16 protein-coding genes and 2 pseudogenes are annotated in these 22122 nt (G+C 30.3%); 12 read left to right on the forward strand and 6 right to left on the reverse strand.

The window, feature by feature from the left end:
- Positions 1-276: 276 nt before the first annotated feature.
- On the forward strand, positions 277-1083 hold the full coding sequence (locus tag KV700_RS03295) for an alpha/beta hydrolase (protein ID WP_218599155.1): 807 nt from the start codon (positions 277-279) through the stop codon (positions 1081-1083).
- Positions 1084-1235: 152 nt separating this feature from the next.
- Here the strand turns inward: KV700_RS03295 and KV700_RS03300 are convergent, their stop codons facing one another.
- From KV700_RS03300 to KV700_RS17225, 4 genes and pseudogenes are all read right to left on the reverse strand, one after another.
- Positions 1236-3467 carry a TonB-dependent receptor plug domain-containing protein gene (locus KV700_RS03300; protein WP_218599157.1) on the reverse strand — a complete coding sequence of 744 codons (2232 nt, stop codon included), beginning with the start codon at positions 3465-3467 and terminating at the stop codon, positions 1236-1238.
- 20 nt (positions 3468-3487) lie between these two features.
- Complete coding sequence (locus KV700_RS03305) at positions 3488-4783, reverse strand: cell surface protein (protein WP_218599159.1); 1296 nt, start codon at positions 4781-4783, stop codon at positions 3488-3490.
- Positions 4784-4863: 80 nt separating this feature from the next.
- A pseudogene (locus tag KV700_RS03310) lies at positions 4864-5853 on the reverse strand (DUF4331 family protein).
- Positions 5842-6114: pseudogene (locus tag KV700_RS17225) on the reverse strand (DUF4331 family protein); the annotation flags it as partial. The pseudogenes KV700_RS17225 and KV700_RS03310, both read right to left, overlap by 12 nt.
- 193 nt (positions 6115-6307) lie before the next feature.
- Here KV700_RS17225 and KV700_RS03320 point away from each other — a divergent pair.
- The 7 genes from KV700_RS03320 (at position 6308) to KV700_RS03350 (ending at position 13098) form a co-directional block, all read left to right on the forward strand.
- On the forward strand, positions 6308-7135 hold the full coding sequence (locus KV700_RS03320; protein ID WP_166387516.1) for an ion transporter: 828 nt from the start codon (positions 6308-6310) through the stop codon (positions 7133-7135).
- Positions 7136-8059, forward strand: coding sequence for a tRNA (adenosine(37)-N6)-dimethylallyltransferase MiaA (miaA, locus tag KV700_RS03325; RefSeq protein WP_218599160.1), 924 nt, complete (start codon positions 7136-7138; stop codon positions 8057-8059).
- Between the two features lie 58 nt (positions 8060-8117).
- Positions 8118-8639, forward strand: a complete 522-nt coding sequence (locus KV700_RS03330; protein WP_218599161.1) for an OmpH family outer membrane protein — start codon at positions 8118-8120, stop codon at positions 8637-8639.
- 274 nt (positions 8640-8913) lie between these two features.
- The gene (locus tag KV700_RS03335) at positions 8914-9291 is read left to right on the forward strand and encodes a PH domain-containing protein (protein WP_218599162.1); all 378 of its coding nucleotides are present in this window, start codon (positions 8914-8916) and stop codon (positions 9289-9291) included.
- A gap of 45 nt (positions 9292-9336) precedes the next feature.
- Positions 9337-10650 carry an ATP-dependent endonuclease gene (locus tag KV700_RS03340; RefSeq protein ID WP_218599163.1) on the forward strand — a complete coding sequence of 438 codons (1314 nt, stop codon included), beginning with the start codon at positions 9337-9339 and terminating at the stop codon, positions 10648-10650.
- Positions 10571-11269, forward strand: coding sequence for an ATP-dependent endonuclease (locus KV700_RS03345; RefSeq protein WP_218599165.1), 699 nt, complete (start codon positions 10571-10573; stop codon positions 11267-11269). The genes KV700_RS03340 and KV700_RS03345 overlap by 80 nt, the downstream gene beginning before the upstream one ends.
- A complete protein-coding gene (locus KV700_RS03350; protein ID WP_218599166.1) occupies positions 11266-13098 on the forward strand; it encodes an ATP-dependent helicase in 1833 nt (610 codons plus the stop codon). Before KV700_RS03345 ends, KV700_RS03350 begins: the two co-directional genes overlap by 4 nt.
- 122 nt (positions 13099-13220) lie before the next feature.
- Here KV700_RS03350 and msrA read toward each other — a convergent pair whose 3' ends face one another.
- Complete coding sequence (msrA, locus tag KV700_RS03355; RefSeq protein WP_218599167.1) at positions 13221-13880, reverse strand: peptide-methionine (S)-S-oxide reductase MsrA; 660 nt, start codon at positions 13878-13880, stop codon at positions 13221-13223.
- A 424-nt stretch (positions 13881-14304) separates the two neighbouring features.
- On the opposite strand from msrA, the gene dnaX reads away from it, so the two are divergent.
- Complete coding sequence (gene dnaX, locus KV700_RS03360) at positions 14305-15999, forward strand: DNA polymerase III subunit gamma/tau (protein WP_218599169.1); 1695 nt, start codon at positions 14305-14307, stop codon at positions 15997-15999.
- 2702 nt (positions 16000-18701) lie between these two features.
- On the opposite strand, the gene KV700_RS03365 is transcribed toward dnaX, so the two are convergent.
- Entirely contained in the window at positions 18702-20522 is a 1821-nt protein-coding gene (locus tag KV700_RS03365) for a sodium:proton antiporter (RefSeq protein WP_218599170.1), read from the reverse strand.
- Positions 20523-20914: 392 nt separating this feature from the next.
- Between KV700_RS03365 and KV700_RS03370 the strand changes: the two genes are divergently transcribed.
- The 3 genes from KV700_RS03370 to KV700_RS03380 are packed head-to-tail and all read left to right on the forward strand — an operon-like array spanning position 20915 to position 22119.
- The gene (locus tag KV700_RS03370; protein ID WP_218599171.1) at positions 20915-21100 is read left to right on the forward strand and encodes a hypothetical protein; all 186 of its coding nucleotides are present in this window, start codon (positions 20915-20917) and stop codon (positions 21098-21100) included.
- Between the two features lie 14 nt (positions 21101-21114).
- The gene (locus tag KV700_RS03375) at positions 21115-21696 is read left to right on the forward strand and encodes a tRNA-(ms[2]io[6]A)-hydroxylase (RefSeq protein ID WP_166382486.1); all 582 of its coding nucleotides are present in this window, start codon (positions 21115-21117) and stop codon (positions 21694-21696) included.
- Between the two features lie 9 nt (positions 21697-21705).
- Positions 21706-22119, forward strand: a complete 414-nt coding sequence (locus KV700_RS03380; RefSeq protein WP_218599173.1) for a hypothetical protein — start codon at positions 21706-21708, stop codon at positions 22117-22119.
- Positions 22120-22122 lie beyond the last annotated feature (3 nt).

The following is a 22122-nucleotide window of genomic DNA, read 5'->3' on the forward strand; positions in this document are numbered from 1 at the left end:
ACAATATCAATAAAATAAGGAATATTTATTGTTGAATAATTAAAAATTATCCTATAAAATAAACAAGTTTAGCAATATTTAAGTTTTCTCTAAACAATTAAACTTGCATAATTTTCAATTTATTTTAAGAAGTAATCCTTTATAAAAAATGTCACTTTTTTAACTCACAATACACTAATAAACAACTGTTTAGATATTTGTTTTAAAAAAAACTATATTAGCTAAAGAAATAGTTTTGTATCTAAAATACCTTCAACCTATAAAAAAATCATATAAATGAGAAATATAATCTTTTGTTTGCTGCTTATCACTATTACAATTGGATGTAAGAAAGAGATTGTTTATAATGATCCAATTCCTAAACATGATAGTTTAACCATTGCTTCTAAATTTGTACACGAAGACAGAATCATTAATATTTGGACACCACCAAATTACAACCAAACAGTAGATAGCTTTCCTGTTTTATATATGCCAGATGGCGGAATTAAAGAAGATTTTCCGCATGTAGCCAATACATTAGCTAAATTAATTAAAGAAAATAAAATACCTTCTTATATTTTAGTGGGCATAGAAAACACCAAACGAGGACGAGATTTATGTGGACCTACAAAAATTGAATATGATTTAAGTTATATACCGAATGCCGGTGGTGCAAACGACTTTAGAAATTTTATTAAAAATGAATTATTTATAGCAATCAATAAAAAATATAGAACAAGCAGTAGAAAGGCAATTATTGGCGAATCTTTAGCTGGTTTATTTGTGGTAGAAACCTTTCTCTTAGACAATAATATGTTTGATGCTTATATTGCAATAGATCCTTCTTTATGGTTTAATGAGAATTATTTAGTTGCTAATTTTAAAACGCTATTCAGTAACAATTATAACCATCAAAAAAAGCTTTGGTTTGCTAATTCTGATGCTACAGATATCTCTAAACACGCTAAAGAGTTAAATAACCAGTTAGAACAATCTAATAAAAACCTAATTTTTAAATATACAGATGCTTCTAACGAGCAACACAACACCATTTTTAGAGCTACCAAAGAAAAGGCATTAATATGGACATTAAATAACTAACCGAAACAACTTAGTAATATTTATTACAATCAATAAAAATGCCTATCACATTGCTGTGATAGACATTTCATCCAACTAAAACTAACTAAAATTATACGCTATTTCCGCTAAAGTGGGAATTATAGTTTTATCTAAATTCTTATAAAACTCAATTAAAACGTGTATGTTATTGTTGCTTTTGCAAAAAACGGTGTCCCTGGTGTAAAGTGAATTTCTTCTACAGAATCCGTTTCATTTTGTAACCTACTTTCTGTTGCAAACTGAGTTTCATTCCATTCTACATCAAAAATATTTTCTAATGCAATACCAAAAGTAACATCCTTATTTACTTTATAATTGATATTAAAATCACTCACTAAATATCCTTCTGCAGTAATAGAATTATCTTCATTTGCTGCTCTATCTGCTAAATAACGGTAGCGCAAACCTCCAGAAAATTTACCTAAATCACTAAAAGACAAACCACCTGCCATTGTAAAACTTGGCGCTAACGGAATGTAATCTTCACCATCTGCTGCTTCTAAACTTCTTGCATGCGTAAGTGTTGCATCTGTATCAAAATAAACTTGATCTGTTAATTGGTAACGAATTCCTAAATCCAATCCAAAACGCTCAGACTCTCCAGATGGTTCTACAATACCAGCATCTCCAACATATACAAATTCTTCTTCAGAAAACAAGTACCAAGCTGCTGTGTTTAACACTAAATTCTTAGTAGGTTTCCAAATATTCCCTAAATCTGCTCCGTACGCTCTAGGTAAAACTTTATCTGCATTTTCTTGTAAAACAACTCTTGCATCATTAGAATGAAAACCAATTCCAGATTTTAAAAACCACTGTAAGTTATCGTTCTGTGTATATAAAAAGTTCAATTTAGGGTTTACAATTGCCTTTGTTTTGCTCAATGTTTCATACGTTGTATTTAAAGCATCATTGTATAAAAACTTAAAATAATCTAAACGAACAGAAGGTGCTATTTTAAATTTTCCAATCTCAAATTCTGAGTTAAAAAATGCATATAAATTGGTTTGTTTTACATCTCCTAATTGAATATTATCTAATAATTCACTTCTATTTTTTGTATGCGATAATTCGTTATCAGCAATTAAATCGTAACGTAAACCAATACCTTTAGTGTACTTAGCCTCTACGTTTCCGTACTCTTTTGTGCTAATTATCTTTGCATTCATTCCATAAATACTTCTATCTTCAAATTGTTTAATTTGATCTCCGTTTATAGCATCGTCTAAAAAGAAGGTAAAATTAGAATACAATTCAAAATCATATTTAGAATAAAATGTGTTTGCTTCTAAAATAGCACCATTATCTAACGTTTTTTGCAATTGTGCATTTAAGTTAGATCTAGAAGTAAATCCACCCTCTGTATCATCAATAGAACCAAAGCGGTTAATCAATCCGCTTTCTACGGCTCTAATTGGCACTTGACCAGAAGCATCCCAAGAACTTGTAAAATGAGACGCTGTTAATGTTAACTTATCTTTTCCGTTTAAAAACGTATTGTATTTTGCAAAAAGATTTAACCTGTTAAAGTTTTGTGGAGATTCGTAAGCACCATCAAACTCTATATATTCTACAGCAACATAGGCATCGTTATTTTTAGAGTTTTCTAATAAATTAAACATACCAACAGTTCTTAGAGAGTTAAAATCTCCATAACCAACAGATATCATACTTTTATCAATAGCTGTTTTTGTAGCAAAATTTACATAACCAGCCGTATTAAAATCTCCTTGATTTGCGTAATAAGGTCCTTTTCCAAAATCTATTTTTTGTATGGTTTCTGGTATTACAAAATGCAAATCAGAATATCCTTGTCCGTGTGCATGAGAAACCATGTTTATTGGCATTCCGTCTACAGAAAGCGCAATATCTGTACCGTGATCAATATCAAAACCTCTTAAAAATATTTGTTCTGCTTTTCCACCACCAGCATGCTGGCCGATAAATAAACCAGGAACTTTTCTTAAAACTTCTTGAGAATTGTTTACCGGATTTACTTGTACATCTATATTTGTTAAGGTTTGTAAAGCATTTATTTCTTTACGCAAGACCAATTCTTCTAACTGAAAAACTTTTGTTGCTAGGTTTATGGTAATTCCGTTTTTTAAATCTTGCTCTGTAACTTTTAACGTCTTTGTACCAAAACCTAAAATACTTATTTGTAAAGTATTGTCTACAGCCGTTTTTTGAAGTATAAAACTACCTGCTTCGTTTGTATGTGTATGAACATTAGAGGTTTGATTTATAATATAAACATTTTCTAAAGGTTCATTTAGCGGATTTAAAACAATCCCTTTTAACTGCTGACCAAAAGAATGTAAACATAGTGTTATCGCAAAAAATAATAGTAATTTGTTTTTCATATTTTTAAAATTTTGCGAATTTAGATATTTTTTATGTTAATTTCTGTTAAAGGACCTAACTCATATACAGCACCTAATAATTCTGTTTTTAAAACTCTAGCTTCTTCAATTTCACCATTCGCTTTTAATATCTGAGCGGTGTGCAATAATGCTTCTGGCTCAAAGGTTTTACCTATAACATAGTTTCTAGAAATTTCTAATGCTTTTTTAGCGTCTCCGTTCTTAAAATAAGACCATGCTAATAAATCATACGATTGTGCTGTTGGTCTTTCTGCTACTTCTTGTTGCGCTAATTTTAAAGCAATTTCTTTTTTAGTGTCATCATCTGCAAATAATAAAACATCGTATTTATGATACATTACACCGTAACTTTTATTGGCTACTTTTGCTACATATTTTTCAACCTCTATTTCTTTTTGCGCAGTATCTCCCATATATTCAGCTATTTCTGCTTTTAATAAGTGATAATCTGGCGCAGCATTTTCTTTGGTTACGGTTTCTAAAATACGCATTGCTTCTGCTGGGTTTCTTTCATAAGAAAAAACAATCCAAGCAATTCCTTTTTTAGCATAACTATCATTTTCATCTATTGCAAGTGCACTTAAATATGCATTATAAGAATCTTTAATTCTACCTGCATGCCCATAATAATCTGCAAGATTGGTATAACTCCACTGCATTAAATAAGTGTTTTTTGCAGATTTTGAAATCTCTAAAGATGCTTCTAAATATTTAATAGCATTGTCTAAGTTACCAATATGATCATTGTATTTAGAAAGTCTAATTAAATATTCGAACTCTTTTAAATTTTTAACAATAGACAAGTATTCTTCAACCTTAGAGATATTCCCTAATTCTAAATACACATCTATTAATAAGTATTGTGTTTGTTGTAAATTCTCTCCAATAGATTCCGCTTTTGTAGCCAAAGCAAGCGCTTCTTTAAAACGGTGTTGAGAAATGTAGTTTCTTGCCAAACTTCTTAAATAACCTGCGCTATTATAATTAGTTTGTTTATTGGCAATTAATAAGTTTTGTTCTGCTTCTTTTAGTGCATCAATATTACCTGTAATTTTAAACATGGTAGTATTTGCTGCAGCTAATTTTGCATTATAAGGATATTGGTTTGGTGTATTGTTTAGCTTTGTTTTCCAGAAATTAAATTCTGATGTTGAGTTTTCTAAAGCTTTATTGTTATGCGTACTTAAATAACTATTGTAATCGTTAACGTTTGTTACCTGTTTGTTGGTATCTGTAGTGCAACTAGTTGCGATTGAAAAAGTTACAAATAATAAAATTAGTTGGATAGATTTCATAATTTATATTTTTTAGTTAGTTTAATAATAAAAAAAACTGGCGCCTCTCTTAAGAATTGCGCCAGTTTTAAAATGACATTCTACCAAGGAGAAGCCAAATATGGAAAAGAAGTTAAAAATTCTTTATCATTTGCATCTACGTTATCATTAGAAAGAGTTGGGTTTTCAGAAAAATCTTCACCACCAAAAATCAATAATAATTCAACTGTAATTACATCATCTGCTAAAGCTCTACCAGAAAGTGTATTTGCTGCAACACCATCATAAAATGTTGTTTTACCATCTAAAGAAACATTTAAAACATCCGTAGCTAATAAACCTGTAAAAGCGGCAGCCTCTTGTCCTAATGCATTTTTATCTCCTTCATTTGCAAAAGCAGGGCTTAAACCTTTTAAATTTGTTTCAAACATTGGCTGAAACATTGCACTTTGCATAGAAGGAATAGTAGCATTAAAAGCATCTTTACTATCTGCAGAAACAAAAACAGTATTTATTGCTGGTCTACCCATTTGATCTTTTTGAGCATACGTTCCAGAAAAATCTGTCCCTGCTTCCATCATAGAAGTTGCGTCATCATCATTATTACTACAACTCATTACTAAAAGAGAAAAAGCTGCTACTGCGATATATTTTATTTTATAAATTTTCATGATATTATTTTTTAAAGTTGATTGTTAAGATTATTGTTTTGCGTTAGATGTTACCCAAGTATTTATTTTACCAGAACCTCCTATTTCACTTTTAGGAACTTCTACCACAATAGAAAGTACATTAGAACCTGCAAATGTATCTGCTCCTGGGCTGTTAAAACCTGGCTCCATACCGCCTACTACTTTACCATATTGTGCAAAATCCATAAAGAAAGGATCGTCTCTTGGTCCTGCAAACATTTTCATCCCATTCATATTTCCAATAACAGGTGCAGCTCCGTAAGAAGTAATTGCTACTTCAGATTTTGTTGCCATTTCATTTACCGTACTATTTAATCCTGTTGCAGATGGAGAAAAAGGTCCGAAGAAATACATTTTACCATCTCTTGGTATTGCCTGAATTACTAAATCTTCTACCATGTCATTATTAGTATCAATATTAAATTCTACCATAACGTCTTCAGCAAAAGCCGCTGTTGCAGATGCAGTAGGACTTAATAAGCCTTGCACATTGGCAACAAATACTAAATTGTTTGTGTCTTCTGCCTGAAAAGCATAGAAGTCTGTAATGTCTGCTGTAGTTCCTTTAGATGCAGGAGCGTCAATATGATCTGCTGCAATTGTAACTAATCCGATAACCGCTGCAAATGCGGTTGCTACTAAAATTTTACTTTTTTTCATTGTGTGAGTTTTTAAGTTAATTATTAATTGAATCTCACAGATACTTACGAGGAAAAGATTGTTACGGTTTTAAAAAAGTTTGTTTTTTTTTAATTATTTTTGAAACCCCTTGTAAACAAAGAGAAAAATAGACTAAAAAAAATGCTATATCAGTAAATTAATTGTAGTATTGTAAAAGAAATTTATATAAAAATTGAAAAATAACTATAAAAATACCTCTTGGAAATACCGTATTCATGAAATTATTTATGAGGCGGACACTAAATCTGGTAAATTATTTGATGTTGTCTTATTAATAGCAATACTTGCTAGTATATTATTAGTGATGCTAGAAAGCATTGAAAGCTTTGACACTAAGTACCATACTTTTTTAAACATAGCAGAATGGGTTATTACCATCCTTTTTTCAATTGAATATGTATTAAGAATCGTTTCTATAAAAAGACCTTTAAAATATATCTTTAGTTTTTACGGCCTTATAGACTTACTTTCTACCATTCCAAAATACCTTTCATTATTTTTAATTGGTTCTCACCATTTAGCTGCTTTAAGAGCTTTAAGACTCTTAAGAGTTTTTAGAATCTTAAAACTGGCTAGATATATTGGTGCTTCTAATAAATTATTGATTGCACTAAAGATGAGTAGAACCAAAATTTCGGTCTTTTTATATTTTATAGTCATATTATGTGTTATTTTAGGAACCATTATGTACATGGTAGAGGGTCCGGAAAACGGATTTACAAGCATACCTATTAGTATCTATTGGTCAATTGTTACTTTAACAACTGTAGGTTATGGAGACATTGCGCCTCACACTCCTTTTGGTCAGTTTCTTGCAAGTATTATCATGATTTTAGGATACGGAATTATAGCCATTCCTACAGGAATTGTAACTGCAGAAATGACAAAAACCGCAAATAACAACATAGATACAAATACACAAGCTTGCCCTAATTGCGCAAAAGAAAACCATAAAGACGGTGCAGAATTTTGTTATAACTGTGGTAGTAAATTAAACTAAATGACTTCTAATAACTTTTTAATTACCATTGTAGGTCCTACCGCAATTGGTAAAACAGCCTTAAGCATTCAATTAGCCAATCATTTTAAAAGCGCTATTATTTCTTGCGATTCTAGACAGTTTTACAAAGAAATGACTATTGGTACTGCGGTACCAGATACAGATGAATTAGCAGCTGCAGCACATCATTTTATACAAAATAGAAGTATTTTTGAAGATTATAATGTAGGTTCTTTTGAAAGAGATACACTTACTAAATTAGACGATCTTTTTAAAGAAAACCCTATTCAGATTATGGTAGGCGGTTCTGGTTTGTATGTAGATGCCGTTTTAAAAGGATTGGATTATTTCCCGGAAGTAGATCCTAAAATAAGAGAAGCCTTAACCCTAAAATTAGAAAAAGAAGGCGTTGAAGTATTGCAAGAACAATTAAAAGAACTAGACCCAGAAACGTACAATGTAATTGAATTACAAAACCCTAAACGGGTAATGAGAGCCTTAGAGGTTTGTATTGGTTCTGGTATTCCCTACTCTACTTTTAAAAATAAACCCAAAGCTCCTAGAAATTTTACATCTATTAAAATTGGCTTAGACGCAGACCGAGAAATTATTTATAATAGAATAAATATGCGTGTAGACAATATGTTAGAAAACGGTTTGCTAGAAGAAGCTAAAAACCTATACCAACACAAAGGTTTAAATGCACTGCAAACGGTTGGCTATAGAGAATTGTTCTCTTATTTTGATGGTGATTTTACCAAAGAATTTGCCGTTTCAGAAATTAAGAAAAATACCCGAAGGTTTGCAAAAAGACAAGGTACTTGGTTTAAAAGAGATGAAACAACCTTGTGGTTTGATTATCAGACAGAGATAAACACAATTATTGCTAAAATTTCTGATAAAATTAACATCTCAAAATTGTAAAACCTTTTGTAATTCACTCACTTTTATATCTTTGTTACATAAAAAAAAATCAAAAAACATGAAATCAAAAATTATATGTATTGCCTTTGCTTTAATTAGTTCTATTTCTATTGCACAGTCTAAAGTTGGTACAGTAGATAGTGAATATATTATTAGTCTAATGCCAGAAACAAAAGTGGTATCAGAAAGATCTCAAAATTACGGAGCAAAATTAGATTCTTCTTTTACCCTAAAAGTAGAAACGTATAAAGCCAAAATAGAGGCTTTTAAAAAGAATGAAAAAACACTTGGGGAATTAGCAAAGCAAGCTGAATACACAGAATTAGCAGAAATGGAAGCTGATATTAAAAAATACCAGCAAAACGGAAACCAACTAATGCAATTAAAGCAAGATGAGTTAATGCGTCCTTTATATACAAGATTAAGCAACGCTATTACTACTGTTGCCAAAGCTAATAAATACACGCAAGTTTTAACCTTAACTGGTAACGAATTTGCATACATAGATAACGATTTTGATATTACAGAATTAGTCTTAAAAAGCTTAGGGATTGCAATTCCTGTCGAAACTGAAAAATAAGTTTTAGCTATTAAAACATTTTTTATAAGGCCTCACTTTTTGTGAGGCTTTTTTTGTTTTAAATAGCGATCCCTTAGACTTAAAATAAACTTTAGGACATGTGATTTTATGTGATTTCTCCGAAAAGTCGAAATGACAAAATTGGATGGTGTTGACAATACGTAAACAACTAGTTGATAACATTATGGGAAACCGTAAACTTTATTAAATCTTTTTGCCGAAATTTAGGGGGTAGAAAGAAATAATTAATACAAAATATAATTTAAAAATTGCAATGGGATTATTTAATAAATTGTTAGGGAATGCAAGTGAGGTTTCATCTGAAAAGCTTAATCAAAAATATGGCAGATTACTTACTGAAAATGAAGAAATTGAATTAGGTTTTAAGCTTTTCCGTGATACATTTATGTTTACAAACAGGCGTTTAATCTTAATTGATGTTCAAGGAATAACAGGAAGTAAAGTTGAGTACAAATCTATGCCATATAAAAGTATCTCTAGATTTTCTCTAGAAACCTCAGGAACTTTTGACTTGGATGCTGAATTAAAAATTTGGATATCAAGTGAAAACATTCCTTCTGTGAGTAAAAAATTTAATAAAAGCATTGATGTTTATGAAGTTCAAAAATATTTAGCAGGAAAAGTGATGTAACTCAATTAACAATAAAATCAGAAATACGATTCCAAAAAATAAAAAATGTATCTATCATATATTAAAGTAGAAAATTATAAAGGAGTTGAAATTGTAGAAACAGATTTTGACCCTGATATCAATATAATTATTGGAGAAAACGGAAGTTGTAAATCAGCTTTAATTGATGCAATAAGATTATTATACAATATTGGTGAACCAATAAGAGAAATATCAGTATCATCAGATGATTTTCATCAAAAAAGAGTAATAATTGACACTGGTATCAATATTGAGAAAGCTACACTAATTACAATAACATATATTTTTAAAGGTCTTACAACTGCTCAGAAAGGAGCTTTTTATGAGTATATGGTAATAGACCCAGATGATACTGCTGAGGATTATGCTAAAATAACAATCAGTTACGAAGAAAAAGATGGGAAATATCCTCAGTTTTCATACAATACTGGAGATATTGATGGTCAAAAAGCTGACTACAAAACATTTGAATTATTTCAACATTATTATTTAGGGGCACTAAGAGATAGTACTCGTGATTTATTAAGTACTCGTGGAAATGTTTTAGGAAGAGTAATTAAAAGATTCGTTAAAAGGAATGAAACAGAATCTGATATTGAACAAATAATGAAAGATGCAAATTCTAAGTTACTTGAAAGAGATGAAGTCAAAAACACTAGAGAAGGCGTAAATCAAAATTTAGAAGGTATTTTCAAGAGGTTTTTAGACAATAAAATTGGTCTTAGAATAGAAGACTCAAGAACAGAATATATTGTCAACGCAATAAAACCATTTTTACCTCATAACAGAGATAGTTTAAATGAAGAAGGGTTTCATTTATGGCAAAACAGTTTAGGCTTAAACAATCTTATATATATTGCAATTGTATTAGGAGACGTAACAGAACAGATTAAAGATGATGGAATTCCACATTACGCACTTCTGATTGAAGAACCTGAAGCCCATTTACATCCACAACTACAATTAAGTTTATATAACTTTCTAACTAGTGCTAACACTTCAGATAACAGTCAACTATTTATAACTACTCATTCTCCTACTCTAACTTCAAAAGTTCCTTTAAAAAATCTAATTCTATTAGATAATAAGAAAGCTCATAAGCTTGAACATCAATTTCAAAATAGATTAGCTGAAAATATAATTCAAGATACTACTAAAAATACTCCATTAAGAAATGTTGATTTTCAATTAAGTCAAAAAAAACTTGAACGATATATTGACGTAACAAAATCTCAACTTTTTTTACGCAAAGGCAGTATTGTTTGTAGAAGGGATTTCAGAAGAACTTTTACTTTCTTCATTTACAAGATTAGACGATTATCAACTAGAAGATTATAGAGTTGAAGTAGTAAATGTAAAAGGAACATCTTTTTATCCTTTCTTATATTTATTTAACAACCAAGAGGAAAGTAAAAGAATAAACAAACCAATTACAGTACTGACAGATGATGACCGTTTTACATCTTCTAAAGAATCGAAATATAGTTTTGACAAATTACTAGAAACAGATTATTCTGTTTTAACAGAGCTAGATGATAACATACAAAATGGAAATCAAGTAACTAGGATTGCAAATCTGAACTCTGTTGCAAATAATGCAGATAACATAAAAATATCTCACTCTTATAAAACTTTAGAGTATGAATTAGCCACTCATAATATCAAGGAGAATCGTACAGAACTACTTAATAATTTCCTTTTTGATTATGTCAATCAAAACTCCTCAGATAAAATTGACAAAATCATTGAATACAGTCAAACATTCGAAAATGATATTATGTCAGAAGCTGAAAAACGAAAAGTAGGGATTTTATTATGGAAAGCATTACCATCAAAAGCCGACTTCGCTCAAAATTTTTCAATACATATCCTTGAAAACTTAGCAAGTGCAAAAGGTTCTTTTGTAATTCCTCCTTATATACAAGAAGGATTAACTCATTTAAGACAAGGAATATGATTTATGACTTAAATGAAGAAAGAAGTGCATATCTAAAGGCAAGAGGAAAAATCATATTAAATGCTTGTCCAGGGAGCGGTAAAACAACTACAATAGCTCAAAAAATTATAGAGTTAGAACAATCAAAAGAAATTGATTCTTATTCTGGTATCGCTTGTCTTTCATTTACAAACTCTGCAAAAGATGAAATAAATGAATCTTATTCAAAACTAAGTGGTAAAATTTTAAGGTTTCCTAATCATGTTTCCACTATTGATAGTTTTATAAATAAATTTATCACACTTCCTTTTTATAATATCTTAAATCGAGATTTCAGTAGACCTAAAATTTTAGACCACACAAATATCTTAGATGATATGTGGAAAATAGAATACACAGGAAAAGATGGGAAAATAAAAGAAGGTTTAAAAAGACCATTAAACTTTGATGCATATAAAGCAAAAAATAATAGAAGTATCTATCATTTATATCCTCCAAGCGAAATTAGAATTGAACCTGACGGCAGTTATTCTGTAAAAGGAAATCAACCATCATCAGAAAAAGTTGATATAGAAAAATTTAAAAATTATTGTAAATTAATAAAGAGTACTCAATTTACTAAAGGTTTAATATCAACAGGAGATTCGGCATTTATTGCTCTTCATATTTTAAGAACAAATCCAAAAATTTGTCAATGGTTAGCCTTAAGATTTCCTTTTATCATAATTGATGAAGCTCAAGATAATTCTTTAATTCAACACGCAATTTTTGAAGAATTGTCTAAACAAGGATTAAAAAACATAGAACTAATTGGTGACCCTTATCAAAGCCTGTATGAGTGGAGAGATGCAAATCCAAATGAATTTTTAAAAAAATATAACGAAGATAATAGTTGGAACTCTTTTGACTTAACAGATAACAGAAGGTCTCCTCAAAATATTATTGACATATTCTCTGTACTTAGAAAAGCAGATGATTCAAAAATAAATTGTGTTGACAATCCTACTTTAGACAACTCAATTATTGTTTATAAATACTCTGAAAACAATCTTCAATCAATCATCAAACACTATGAAGAACTTTGCTCGTCTAACAATTTCAAAAAAAACAACATTGTAGTTAGAGGAAATTCATTAAAGAATAAATTATTAGGAAAAACAGCAGAAGAAAAACCTTGGGGAATTGAACTACCAAAAGAAATTATTACAGCAAAAAATCGTTTTTTAGGTAATGACATTAAAAACTCTATAAACGAAATACGTACTATTTCTATAAAGTTATTAAATCCTAGTAGTGACTACCATCAGTTAAAAGAAATCGAAAGAGATTTAAAAGAAAATCATCTTTTTAATTCACTTTTATTTCAGATTCTAATAGAACTACCAAGATTTGATTTGACAGTTGCAGATTGGACAAGTCAAACTCAAAGCTTTATGAAAGAAAAATTGAATTTAGATTATGATGTTGATCTTAATCTGCGAAATAGAAAATCAAAATTTTTCAACAAAGAAAAAACATTAAACGAATCAATAAACATTCATTTTAAAAAATCATATTCTGAATCCAATATTCCAATTACTACTATTCACCAAGTCAAAGGAAAAACTTTAGATTCAGTATTAATATTTTTTAACGATAGAAAGCACGCTAGTAACATTCTATTTGAAGATATTTCAAATCCAGATAACAGCTTTCCTAACGAAAACAAAAGGTTAATTTATGTTGCTATGTCAAGACCTAAAAGAGTATTAGCAATGGCATTCCCTAATACAATCAGTGATAATAGCTTATATAAGAAGTTTGGAACGAATATTAAAATTGTAACTGAAGATGAAATTAATTATAATTAAATAACTATATAATATTTTCTTCTCATTTATTTTAGTTCTTGAATCATTATATTTAAAGTATAACAGTTAAAAACAAAAAAGCAACTCAATGAGTTGCTTTTTTTAATTTATAGATGCATTCTTTAATGCTTATTGGTCTTCAGCAACTCCGGAAACCTCTTTTTAAATTTGTTTAATCTTGGCACAGAAACCGCCTTTATATAACCTTGGTTTGGGTTATTATGCTCAAAATCTTGGTGATAGTCTTCTGCTTTGTAAAACTTTTTAAATTTAGTAACTTCCGTTACTATTTTACCGTTATAAACATCTTTGTTTAGTTGACTAATCATTTTTTCTATAATTGCCTTTTCAGCATCCGTTTCATAAAAAGCAATAGATCTGTATTGTGTTCCGTAATCTGGGTGTTGTCCATTCTTGGTTGTTGGATTGTGAGAACCAAAAAACACGGTAACTAACGTTTCAAAAGACACTTTTTCCGGATTGTAATACACCGCTACAGTTTCTGAATGTCCTGTTTTTCCGGTTCCAATACTTTTATACGTTGGGTTTAACGTATGCCCACCAGCATAACCAGAAACAGCTTCTTCTACTCCACTTACACTTTCAAAAATAGCTTCTACACACCAAAAACATCCACTTGCAAAATACGCTACTTTAGTATTTTCTTTGGCAATATAAATTGCTTTGGTTTCAGTTTTAGTTTCTTTTTTATCAGTAAAACCAAAACAAGAAATTAATAATATTGATAAACTTAAAAAGGTAACAGACTTTAAAATATTCATTTTACTTACGGATTAGGGTTAAAAAGAAAATTGCACAAAAAACAGTTGGTCTATTTTTAGTACAATTTTCCGAACTTTTAATTAAAAAAATCCCAAGGGGTTATATCATTAGGATATCCTTGGAAACATTCAATCCCATTATTGGGGAATCAAATTTAATTTTAACTTACCTAAGTAGTCGTTATAAATATGCATAATTTACACGTTGTTTACAACTTTAAGTTTTTATTAAGAAAATATCTTGTAAAAAATACCTGATACCCCTATTTTTGTTGAATAATTTAGTCACAAAATAAACCGGTCTCGATAAGTGAAGCAAAAAGTTTACTATTTTTTTAAACTTCTATAGCTACTTTTAATCAAAATTCATTTTTGATTTTTAAGAACACTTAAAAAGACGTTAACCATATACAATCTATTATACATGGAGCATTTTATAGTTTCTGCGCGTAAATACCGTCCACAAGTTTTTGCGGATGTTGTTGGGCAACAAGCCATTACAAACACGTTAGAAAAGGCTATAAAAAACAACCATTTGGCACAAGCCTTATTGTTTACAGGTCCTCGTGGAGTTGGTAAAACTTCTTGTGCTAGAATATTAGCTAAAAGCATTAATCAACAAGATGCGGAAGTTTCTGCAGATGAAGATTTTGCTTTTAATATTTTTGAGCTCGATGCTGCTTCTAACAATTCTGTTGATGATATTAGAAGTTTAACAGACCAAGTTCGTATTCCGCCACAAACCGGTAAGTATAAAGTATATATTATAGATGAGGTACACATGTTATCTCAGGCAGCTTTTAATGCTTTTTTAAAAACCTTAGAAGAACCACCTGCACATGCTATTTTTATTTTAGCAACGACAGAAAAGCATAAAATTATTCCGACGATTTTATCTCGTTGTCAAATTTTCGATTTTAAAAGAATTGGTGTTTTAGATGCTAAAAATTACCTAAAAGTAATTTGTGAAAAAGAAAATATTACGGCAGAAGATGATGCTTTGCATATTATCGCTCAAAAAGCGGATGGCGCAATGCGAGATGCTTTGTCTATTTTTGATAGAGTTGTTAGTTTTTCTGGAAGTAATTTAACAAGAGAAGCCGTTACCGAAAACCTGAATGTATTAGACTACGATACGTATTTTAATATGACAGATTTAATGTTAACCAACAAAATACCACAAGTGCTAAATGCATTTAATACTATTTTAGCAAAGGGTTTTGAAGGACATCATTTTATAAACGGATTGGCAAGTCATTTTAGAGATTTACTGGTTGCCAAAGACAAAGCTACTTTAGAATTGTTAGAAGTTGGTGATGCTGCTAAAAAGAAATACTTAGAACAAGCCACTAAGGCAAGCATTCCTTTTTTAATGCAATCTATAGAAAAAGCAAATCAGTGTGATTTGAATTATAGAGCCAGTAAAAATCAGCGACTGCTGGTAGAATTAACCATTATGCAAATTGCCTCTATCACTTTTGATGGAGAAAAAAAAAAATCAGCTAACTACATAATTCCTGCTACATTTTTTCAGGCACTTTCTCCTGCAGTAAAAGAGATTGCAAAACCGGTTGAAAAAAAACTTGAAAAACCTGTCATTGCGCAAGCTCCAAAAGTAGAACCGCCCAAACCTAAGATAAAACCTATTTTAAAATCTGTTGGTAGGCGTGCATCTTCTTTATCGTTAAAAAGTATTCACGAAAAAAAGGTAGAAAAGAAAGCTATTGAAGAAGAAAATTTCGACAACCACCCGAAAGACTTTTTTACCCAAGATGCTTTACAAAATCTATGGAAAGACTACGTTGCTTTGTTAATTCAAAAAGGAGAGCGCAGTATGGCTTCTATTGTAGGCACAGACACACCTCAATTAGGTAAAAACAATAAAATATCTTTTTCGGTTCCTAATAAATTAATGGAAGAGCAATTTAGAAAAGGAAGGTCTGAATTAATTAATTTCTTAAGAAAAAAACTGAACAACTATGGGATCAGTCTAGATGTTCGTTTAAATGAAAGCATAGAAAAGAAGTTTGCCTACACTCCGCAAGAAAAATACAATAAGATGAAAGAAATAAACCCTCTTATCGATAAATTGCGCCAAAGTTTTGAGTTAGATATGTAACAATACTTGTTTTATTGCTGCTTATAAATGAAATCTATTAAGTGAAAGTTGAACGGTTTTAGATACCATAAATCATATCCTTCGACAAGCTCAGGAGGACATTGTGAGTATTCATTGGTTTAGCACTTTTAGTTTAGTAAATTGCTTTGTTTAAGTTTTAAAAACAACACTAAAAATCATTATAAATGACACTTAAACATATCTACTTAAATAATTACTTTAATATTTTTAAAACTAATAATTAAAACAAAATCCTTCGAAAGGCTCAGGAGGACATTGTGAGTATTCATTGGTTTAGCGCTTTTAGTTAAGTCAATTTCTTTCATTAAAATACATCCGAAGCACAATTACACTAACGTTTGTCTGGCTGAGCTTGTCGAAGTCTTTTTTAACCTAATTACTTTGGTGTAAATAGAACTAAAAACTCAAATATGATCCTTCGACAGGCTCAGGAGGACATTTTGACGTTGAATTATTTTGCCGTCTTTAGTTAAGTAAATTGTTTTCGTTAAAATAATCCCGAAGCACAATTATAATAACGTTTGTCTGGCTGAGCTTGTCGAAGTCTTTTTTTTTACCAATTACTTTGATGTAAATAGAACTGAGAACTCGAATATGATCCTTCGACAGGCTCAGGAGGACATTGTGAGTATTCATTGGTTTAGCGCTTTTAGTTAAGTAAATTGTTTTAGTTAAAATAATTCCGAAGCACAATTACACTAGCGATTTGTCTGACTGAGCTTGTCGAAGTCTTTTTTAACTAATTACTTTGGTGTAAATAGAACTGAGAACTCGAATATGATCCTTCGACAGGCTCAGGAGGACATTTCGACGTTGAATTGTTTTATTGTTTTTAGTTAAGTAAAGTGATTTCATTAAAATACTTCTAAAGCACAATTATAATAATGTTTGTCTGGCTGAGCTTGTCGAAGTCTTTTTTTCACCAATTACTTTGGTGTAAATAGAACTGAGAACTCGAATATGATCCTTCGACAGGCTCAGGAGGACATTTTGACGTTGAATTGTTTTATCGTCTTTAGTTAAGTAATTTCTTTCATTAAATTAAATCCGAAGCACAATTATAATAACGTTTGTCTGGCTGAGCTTGTCGAATTCTTTTTTTCACCAATTACTTTGGTGTAAATAGAACTGAGAACTCGAATATGATCCTTCGACAGGCTCAGGAGGACATTTTGACGTTGAATTGTTTTATCGTTTTTAGTTAAGTAAATTTCTTTCATTAAAATACATCCGAAGCACAATTACACTAACGTTTGTCTGGCTGAGCTTGTCGAAGACTTTTTTAACTAATTATCTTGATATAAATAGAACTGAAAACTCGAATATGATCCTTCGACAGACTCAGGAGGACATTTTGACGTTGAGTTGTTTTATCGTTTTTAGTTAAGTAATTTCTTTCATTAAATTAAATCCGAAGCACAATTATAATAACGTTTGTCTGGCTGAGCTTGTTGAATTCTTTTTTTTACCAATTACTTTGGTGTAAATAGAACTGAGAACTCGAATATGATCCTTCGACAGGCTCAGGAGGACATTTCGACGTTGAATTGTTTTATTGTTTTTAGTTAAGTAAAGTGATTTCATTAAAATACTTCTAAAGCACAATTATAATAATGTTTGTCTGGCTGAGCTTGTCGAAGACTTTTTTAACTAATTATCTTGGTATAAATAGAACTGAAAACTCGAATATGATCCTTCTACAGGCTCGGGAGGACATTTTGACGTTGAATTGTTTTATCGTCTTTAGTTAAGTAATTTCTTTCATTAAATTAAATCCGAAGCACAATTATAATAACGTTTGTCTGGCTGAGCTTGTCGAATTCTTTTTTTCACCAATTACTTTGGTGTAAATAGAACTGAGAACTCGAATATGATCCTTCGACAGGCTCAGGAGGACATTTTGACGTTGAATTGTTTTATCGTTTTTAGTTAAGTAAATTTCTTTCATTAAAATACATCCGAAGCACAATTATAATAACGTTTGTCTGACTGAGCTTGTCGAAGTCTTTTTTAACTAATTACTTTGGTGTAAATAGAACTGAAAACTCGAATATGATCCTTCGACAGGCTCAGGAGGACATTGTGAGTTTTCATTGGTTTAGCGCTTTTAGTTAAGTCAATTTCTTTCATTAAAATACATCAGAAGCACAATTACACTAACGTTTGTCTGGCTGAGCTTGTCGAAGTCTTTTTTTTCACCAATTACTTTGATGTAAATAGAACTGAGAACTCGAATATGATCCTTCGACAGGCTCAGGAGGACATTTTGACGTTGAATTGTTTTATCATCTTTAATTAAGTAAATTTCTTTCATTAAAATACATCCGAAGCACAATTATACTAGCGTTTGTCTGGCTGAGCTTGTCGAAGACTTTTTTTTCACCAATTACTTGGGTGTAAATAGAACTGAAAACTCGAATATGATCCTTCGACAGGCTCAGGAGGACATTTTGACGTTGAATTGTTTTACCATCTTTAGTTAAGTAAATTGTTTTCGTTAAAATACACCCATAGCACAATTACACTAACGTTTGTCTGGCTGAGCTTGTCGAAGTCTTTTTTTTTACCAATTACTTTGACGTAAATAGAACTGAGAACTCGAATATGATCCTTCGACAGGCTCAGGAGGACATTTTGACGTTGAATTGTTTTTACTTAAGTAAATTTCTTTCATTAAATGATTACACATTTTTCCCTAAGTATATTAAAGTACAATTCTCTTTAGGTAATTCTGTTTTTTCAAATTCAGGAATTAAGTATAATTTTTCATCTTTTTTGATAAATAAAAGTACCGATTTGAATTCATTAAACAATCTAGAAACCATAGTTTTATATTCTTCTTCCGTAGTAATTTCTACTTCATAAATTTTAGGATTCTCTCTAAAAGCCTCACTTAGATTGATATAATCACCTTTTGGGTTGAATAATATTTGTTGCTCTTCTTTACTTAAATTCGGATTTTTTATTTCTTCGGAAGTTGCTAATCTATATGAACCTTGCTCTCCAAAATTATTAGAAAAACTATCTATAGCATATTTATTTACAGCTTCACTTCCCGTCATTGCAATTAGATAACCTACATCATTTAACTCTATATTGTCTGTTAAATCTTGGTTGTAAATATCTATTTCAATAGCTTCTATACCCGCTTTTAATGATTTTTGAATAAAGTTTTTATTAGAGTCTATCAAAATAACTCTTTTGTTATTTTCTTTTAAATATTTTGCAATTAACCTTGCAGGGCTAGAAGCTCCAATAATTAAAATAGCATCGGTACTTTTTAGAAAAACACCTACCATTTTTGCAAATAACCTTGCCGTAGTAGCATTAAATAAAACCGTACCTAAAACAATCATAAACACCAAAGGTGTAATATACTCTGCTCCTTCTACACCTTGTTTTATTAGCTTACTCCCAAATAAAGACGCAATACCAGCCGCTACAATACCACGAGGTCCTACCCAACTGATAAATAGTTTTTCATTAAATTTTAATTTAGAATTTCTTGTACTTACAAAAACAGCTAAAGGCCTAACTACAAAGACAACAATAGCAAAAAGCGTTGCTGTTTTCCAGGTATATAACAAGAGTAAATCTTCCATATTTATATTTGCAGCCAATAAAATAAATAGGATAGAAATTAACAATACACTTAAAGATTCTTTAAAGTAAAGAAGCTCTTTTAAGTTGCTTAATTTTCCGTTTCCTAAAACCATTCCCATTACCACAACAGCTAATAAACCAGACTCATGTGCAAAAACTTCCGACTCTATAAAAACTAATAAAACGGTAGAAAGAGACACTACATTTAGTAAATAATGAGGAATCATTTTTTTATTAATGGCATACGCCAAAGCATGCGCAAACGTAAACCCAAAAGTGGTTCCGAATAGTAATATTTTACCAAACTCCAATAAGGCTGTTTTAGTAAAACCACTTCCGCCACCTACACTAATAAACTCAAAAACCAATACTGCAACTAAGGCACCTATTGGATCTATTAAAATCCCTTCCCACTTTAAAACAGTAGAAACGTCTTTCTTTAATGGAATATTCCTTAAAATTGGTGTAATAACTGTAGGTCCTGTAACAATAATTAAACCCGCAAACAGAAAAGAAAGTTCCCAACTTAAATAAAAAACATAATGTGCTACAATTCCTGCTCCAAAAAAAGTAATAGTAGATCCTATCGTTATTAATTTAGTAATTACGGGTCCTACATTTTTAATTTCACTTCTTTTTAAGGTTAAACCACCTTCAAAAAGAATAATACTAATGGCTAAAGAAACAAAGTAGTACAAACTATCTCCAGGAAAAAGACCTTTTTGCCCATTCCAGATTGGTTCTATCCACTTAGTGCCATCTTCACTTAAAAACTCTGCAGCAATTGGCCCTACTAGCAAACCAATTAATATTAAAGGTAATATTGCTGGTATTTTAAATTTCCATGCTACCCATTGTGCTAATATTCCTAAAATAATTATTCCCGCTAACTCTATCATATATCAATCGTTCTATTAAATGTAAAAATAAGAATGTTTGCGTATCATAAAAATAAAATTGATACTTTTTTATTTTTTCTAAAATTGACATTATTCTACGGATAAATGAAACTATATATCTTTTTTTTACATAAAATGTATAAAATTACAAATAAAGCTACATTTTCTTAAAAATTAAAATTATTTTTTCTCCGTAGAGCCCTAATAACTAATGCTTTTGAAAACGAATGTATAAATAAGAAACCTTTAAAATTAGGCACTATAATTAATGTTGAAGTTAAAAACCTTGTTTTAGAAACAACTTTTATCAATATCTACCTAAATATTTTACAAAACGGTTTCTTTTAAACAAAGTCCGCAACAAGTAAATAAAGAATCTACAATACTTTTTAATGAAAATTGCACTATTTTTGACGTTCAATTTTTTTGAAGGTACACTATTTCTAAAACAGGCTATTTTAACAACCGTATTAACTAATTACAATGTAAATGCTTCTCTTGTTTTTAAAGTAGATTGTACACCTTTATTAAATGCTAAAGAAATGAAATCTCTTACTTATTTTAGTTTGAGATTATAAAAAAATATAAAAGTATGTTAGGATTACAATTTGAAACAGAAACTTCTTGGGCAGAAATTGCCAAAGATAATTTACAGCAAATACTTACAGACCATGCCTTTTTAGAGCAAAAAGCGGCTTCTAATGCGGTTTCTATTATTATTAATTACTCTGAAGAAACAGAACTTGTTAAGGAAATGAGCAATATTGCTATTGAAGAAATGCAACACTTTAAAATGGTGCATTTGTTAATGGTAAAACGCGGAATGGTTTTAGGACGTGAGCAAAAGAATGATTATGCTATTCGATTGCAAAAATTCTTTAAAAAGACTGGAGACAGAACCGATGCTTTAATTCAGCGTTTATTAGTTGCAGCACTAATTGAAGCAAGAAGTTGCGAGCGTTTTAAAGTTTTTTCTGAAAACATGGAAGATGAAGAGTTGTCTAAATTCTACAACAACTTAATGATCTCTGAGGCACAACATTACACTACTTTTTTACAGTTTGCCCGTGAATATCAAGATAGAGAAATTGTTGATAAAAAATGGAATGCTTTGTTAGCTTTTGAAGCCGAATTGATGAAAGAACGTGGTAATACGGCTAAAATACACGGATAAACACTAGATATGGATATAGATAATATTTCTAAAATTGAACATTTTTCTGCTTTTGTAGATTTGAGTTTAAAAGAGTTTTGTGAGCAATTTAGCTTGTTGTTATCATTGCCTCCGATGACTTTTATTACGGAAGATGAAACTGAGAGTGCAGAAGTCAATTTTAACGGAATTGCTTATAATATAAGTAAACCTAATAAAATTGGGACCTTAAATGAATGGGATGAAAATGTACCTAAAGAGCATAATTTTGGAATTGTTTTAAGTATTGATAAAATAAATACCGATTTTAACAACACAAAATTAGAAGTAATAGCCAACGTTATTGCTACTAATTTTAATACAGATATTTTATATTATAGAACCTGGTTTTCTACTGGTTTTAGTACAGAAAAGGTTCACATATTTACACCGAAAAAAAAATAACGA

It is taken from the genome of Polaribacter sp. NJDZ03 (assembly GCF_019263805.1).
Classification (GTDB): Bacteria; Bacteroidota; Bacteroidia; order Flavobacteriales; family Flavobacteriaceae; genus Polaribacter.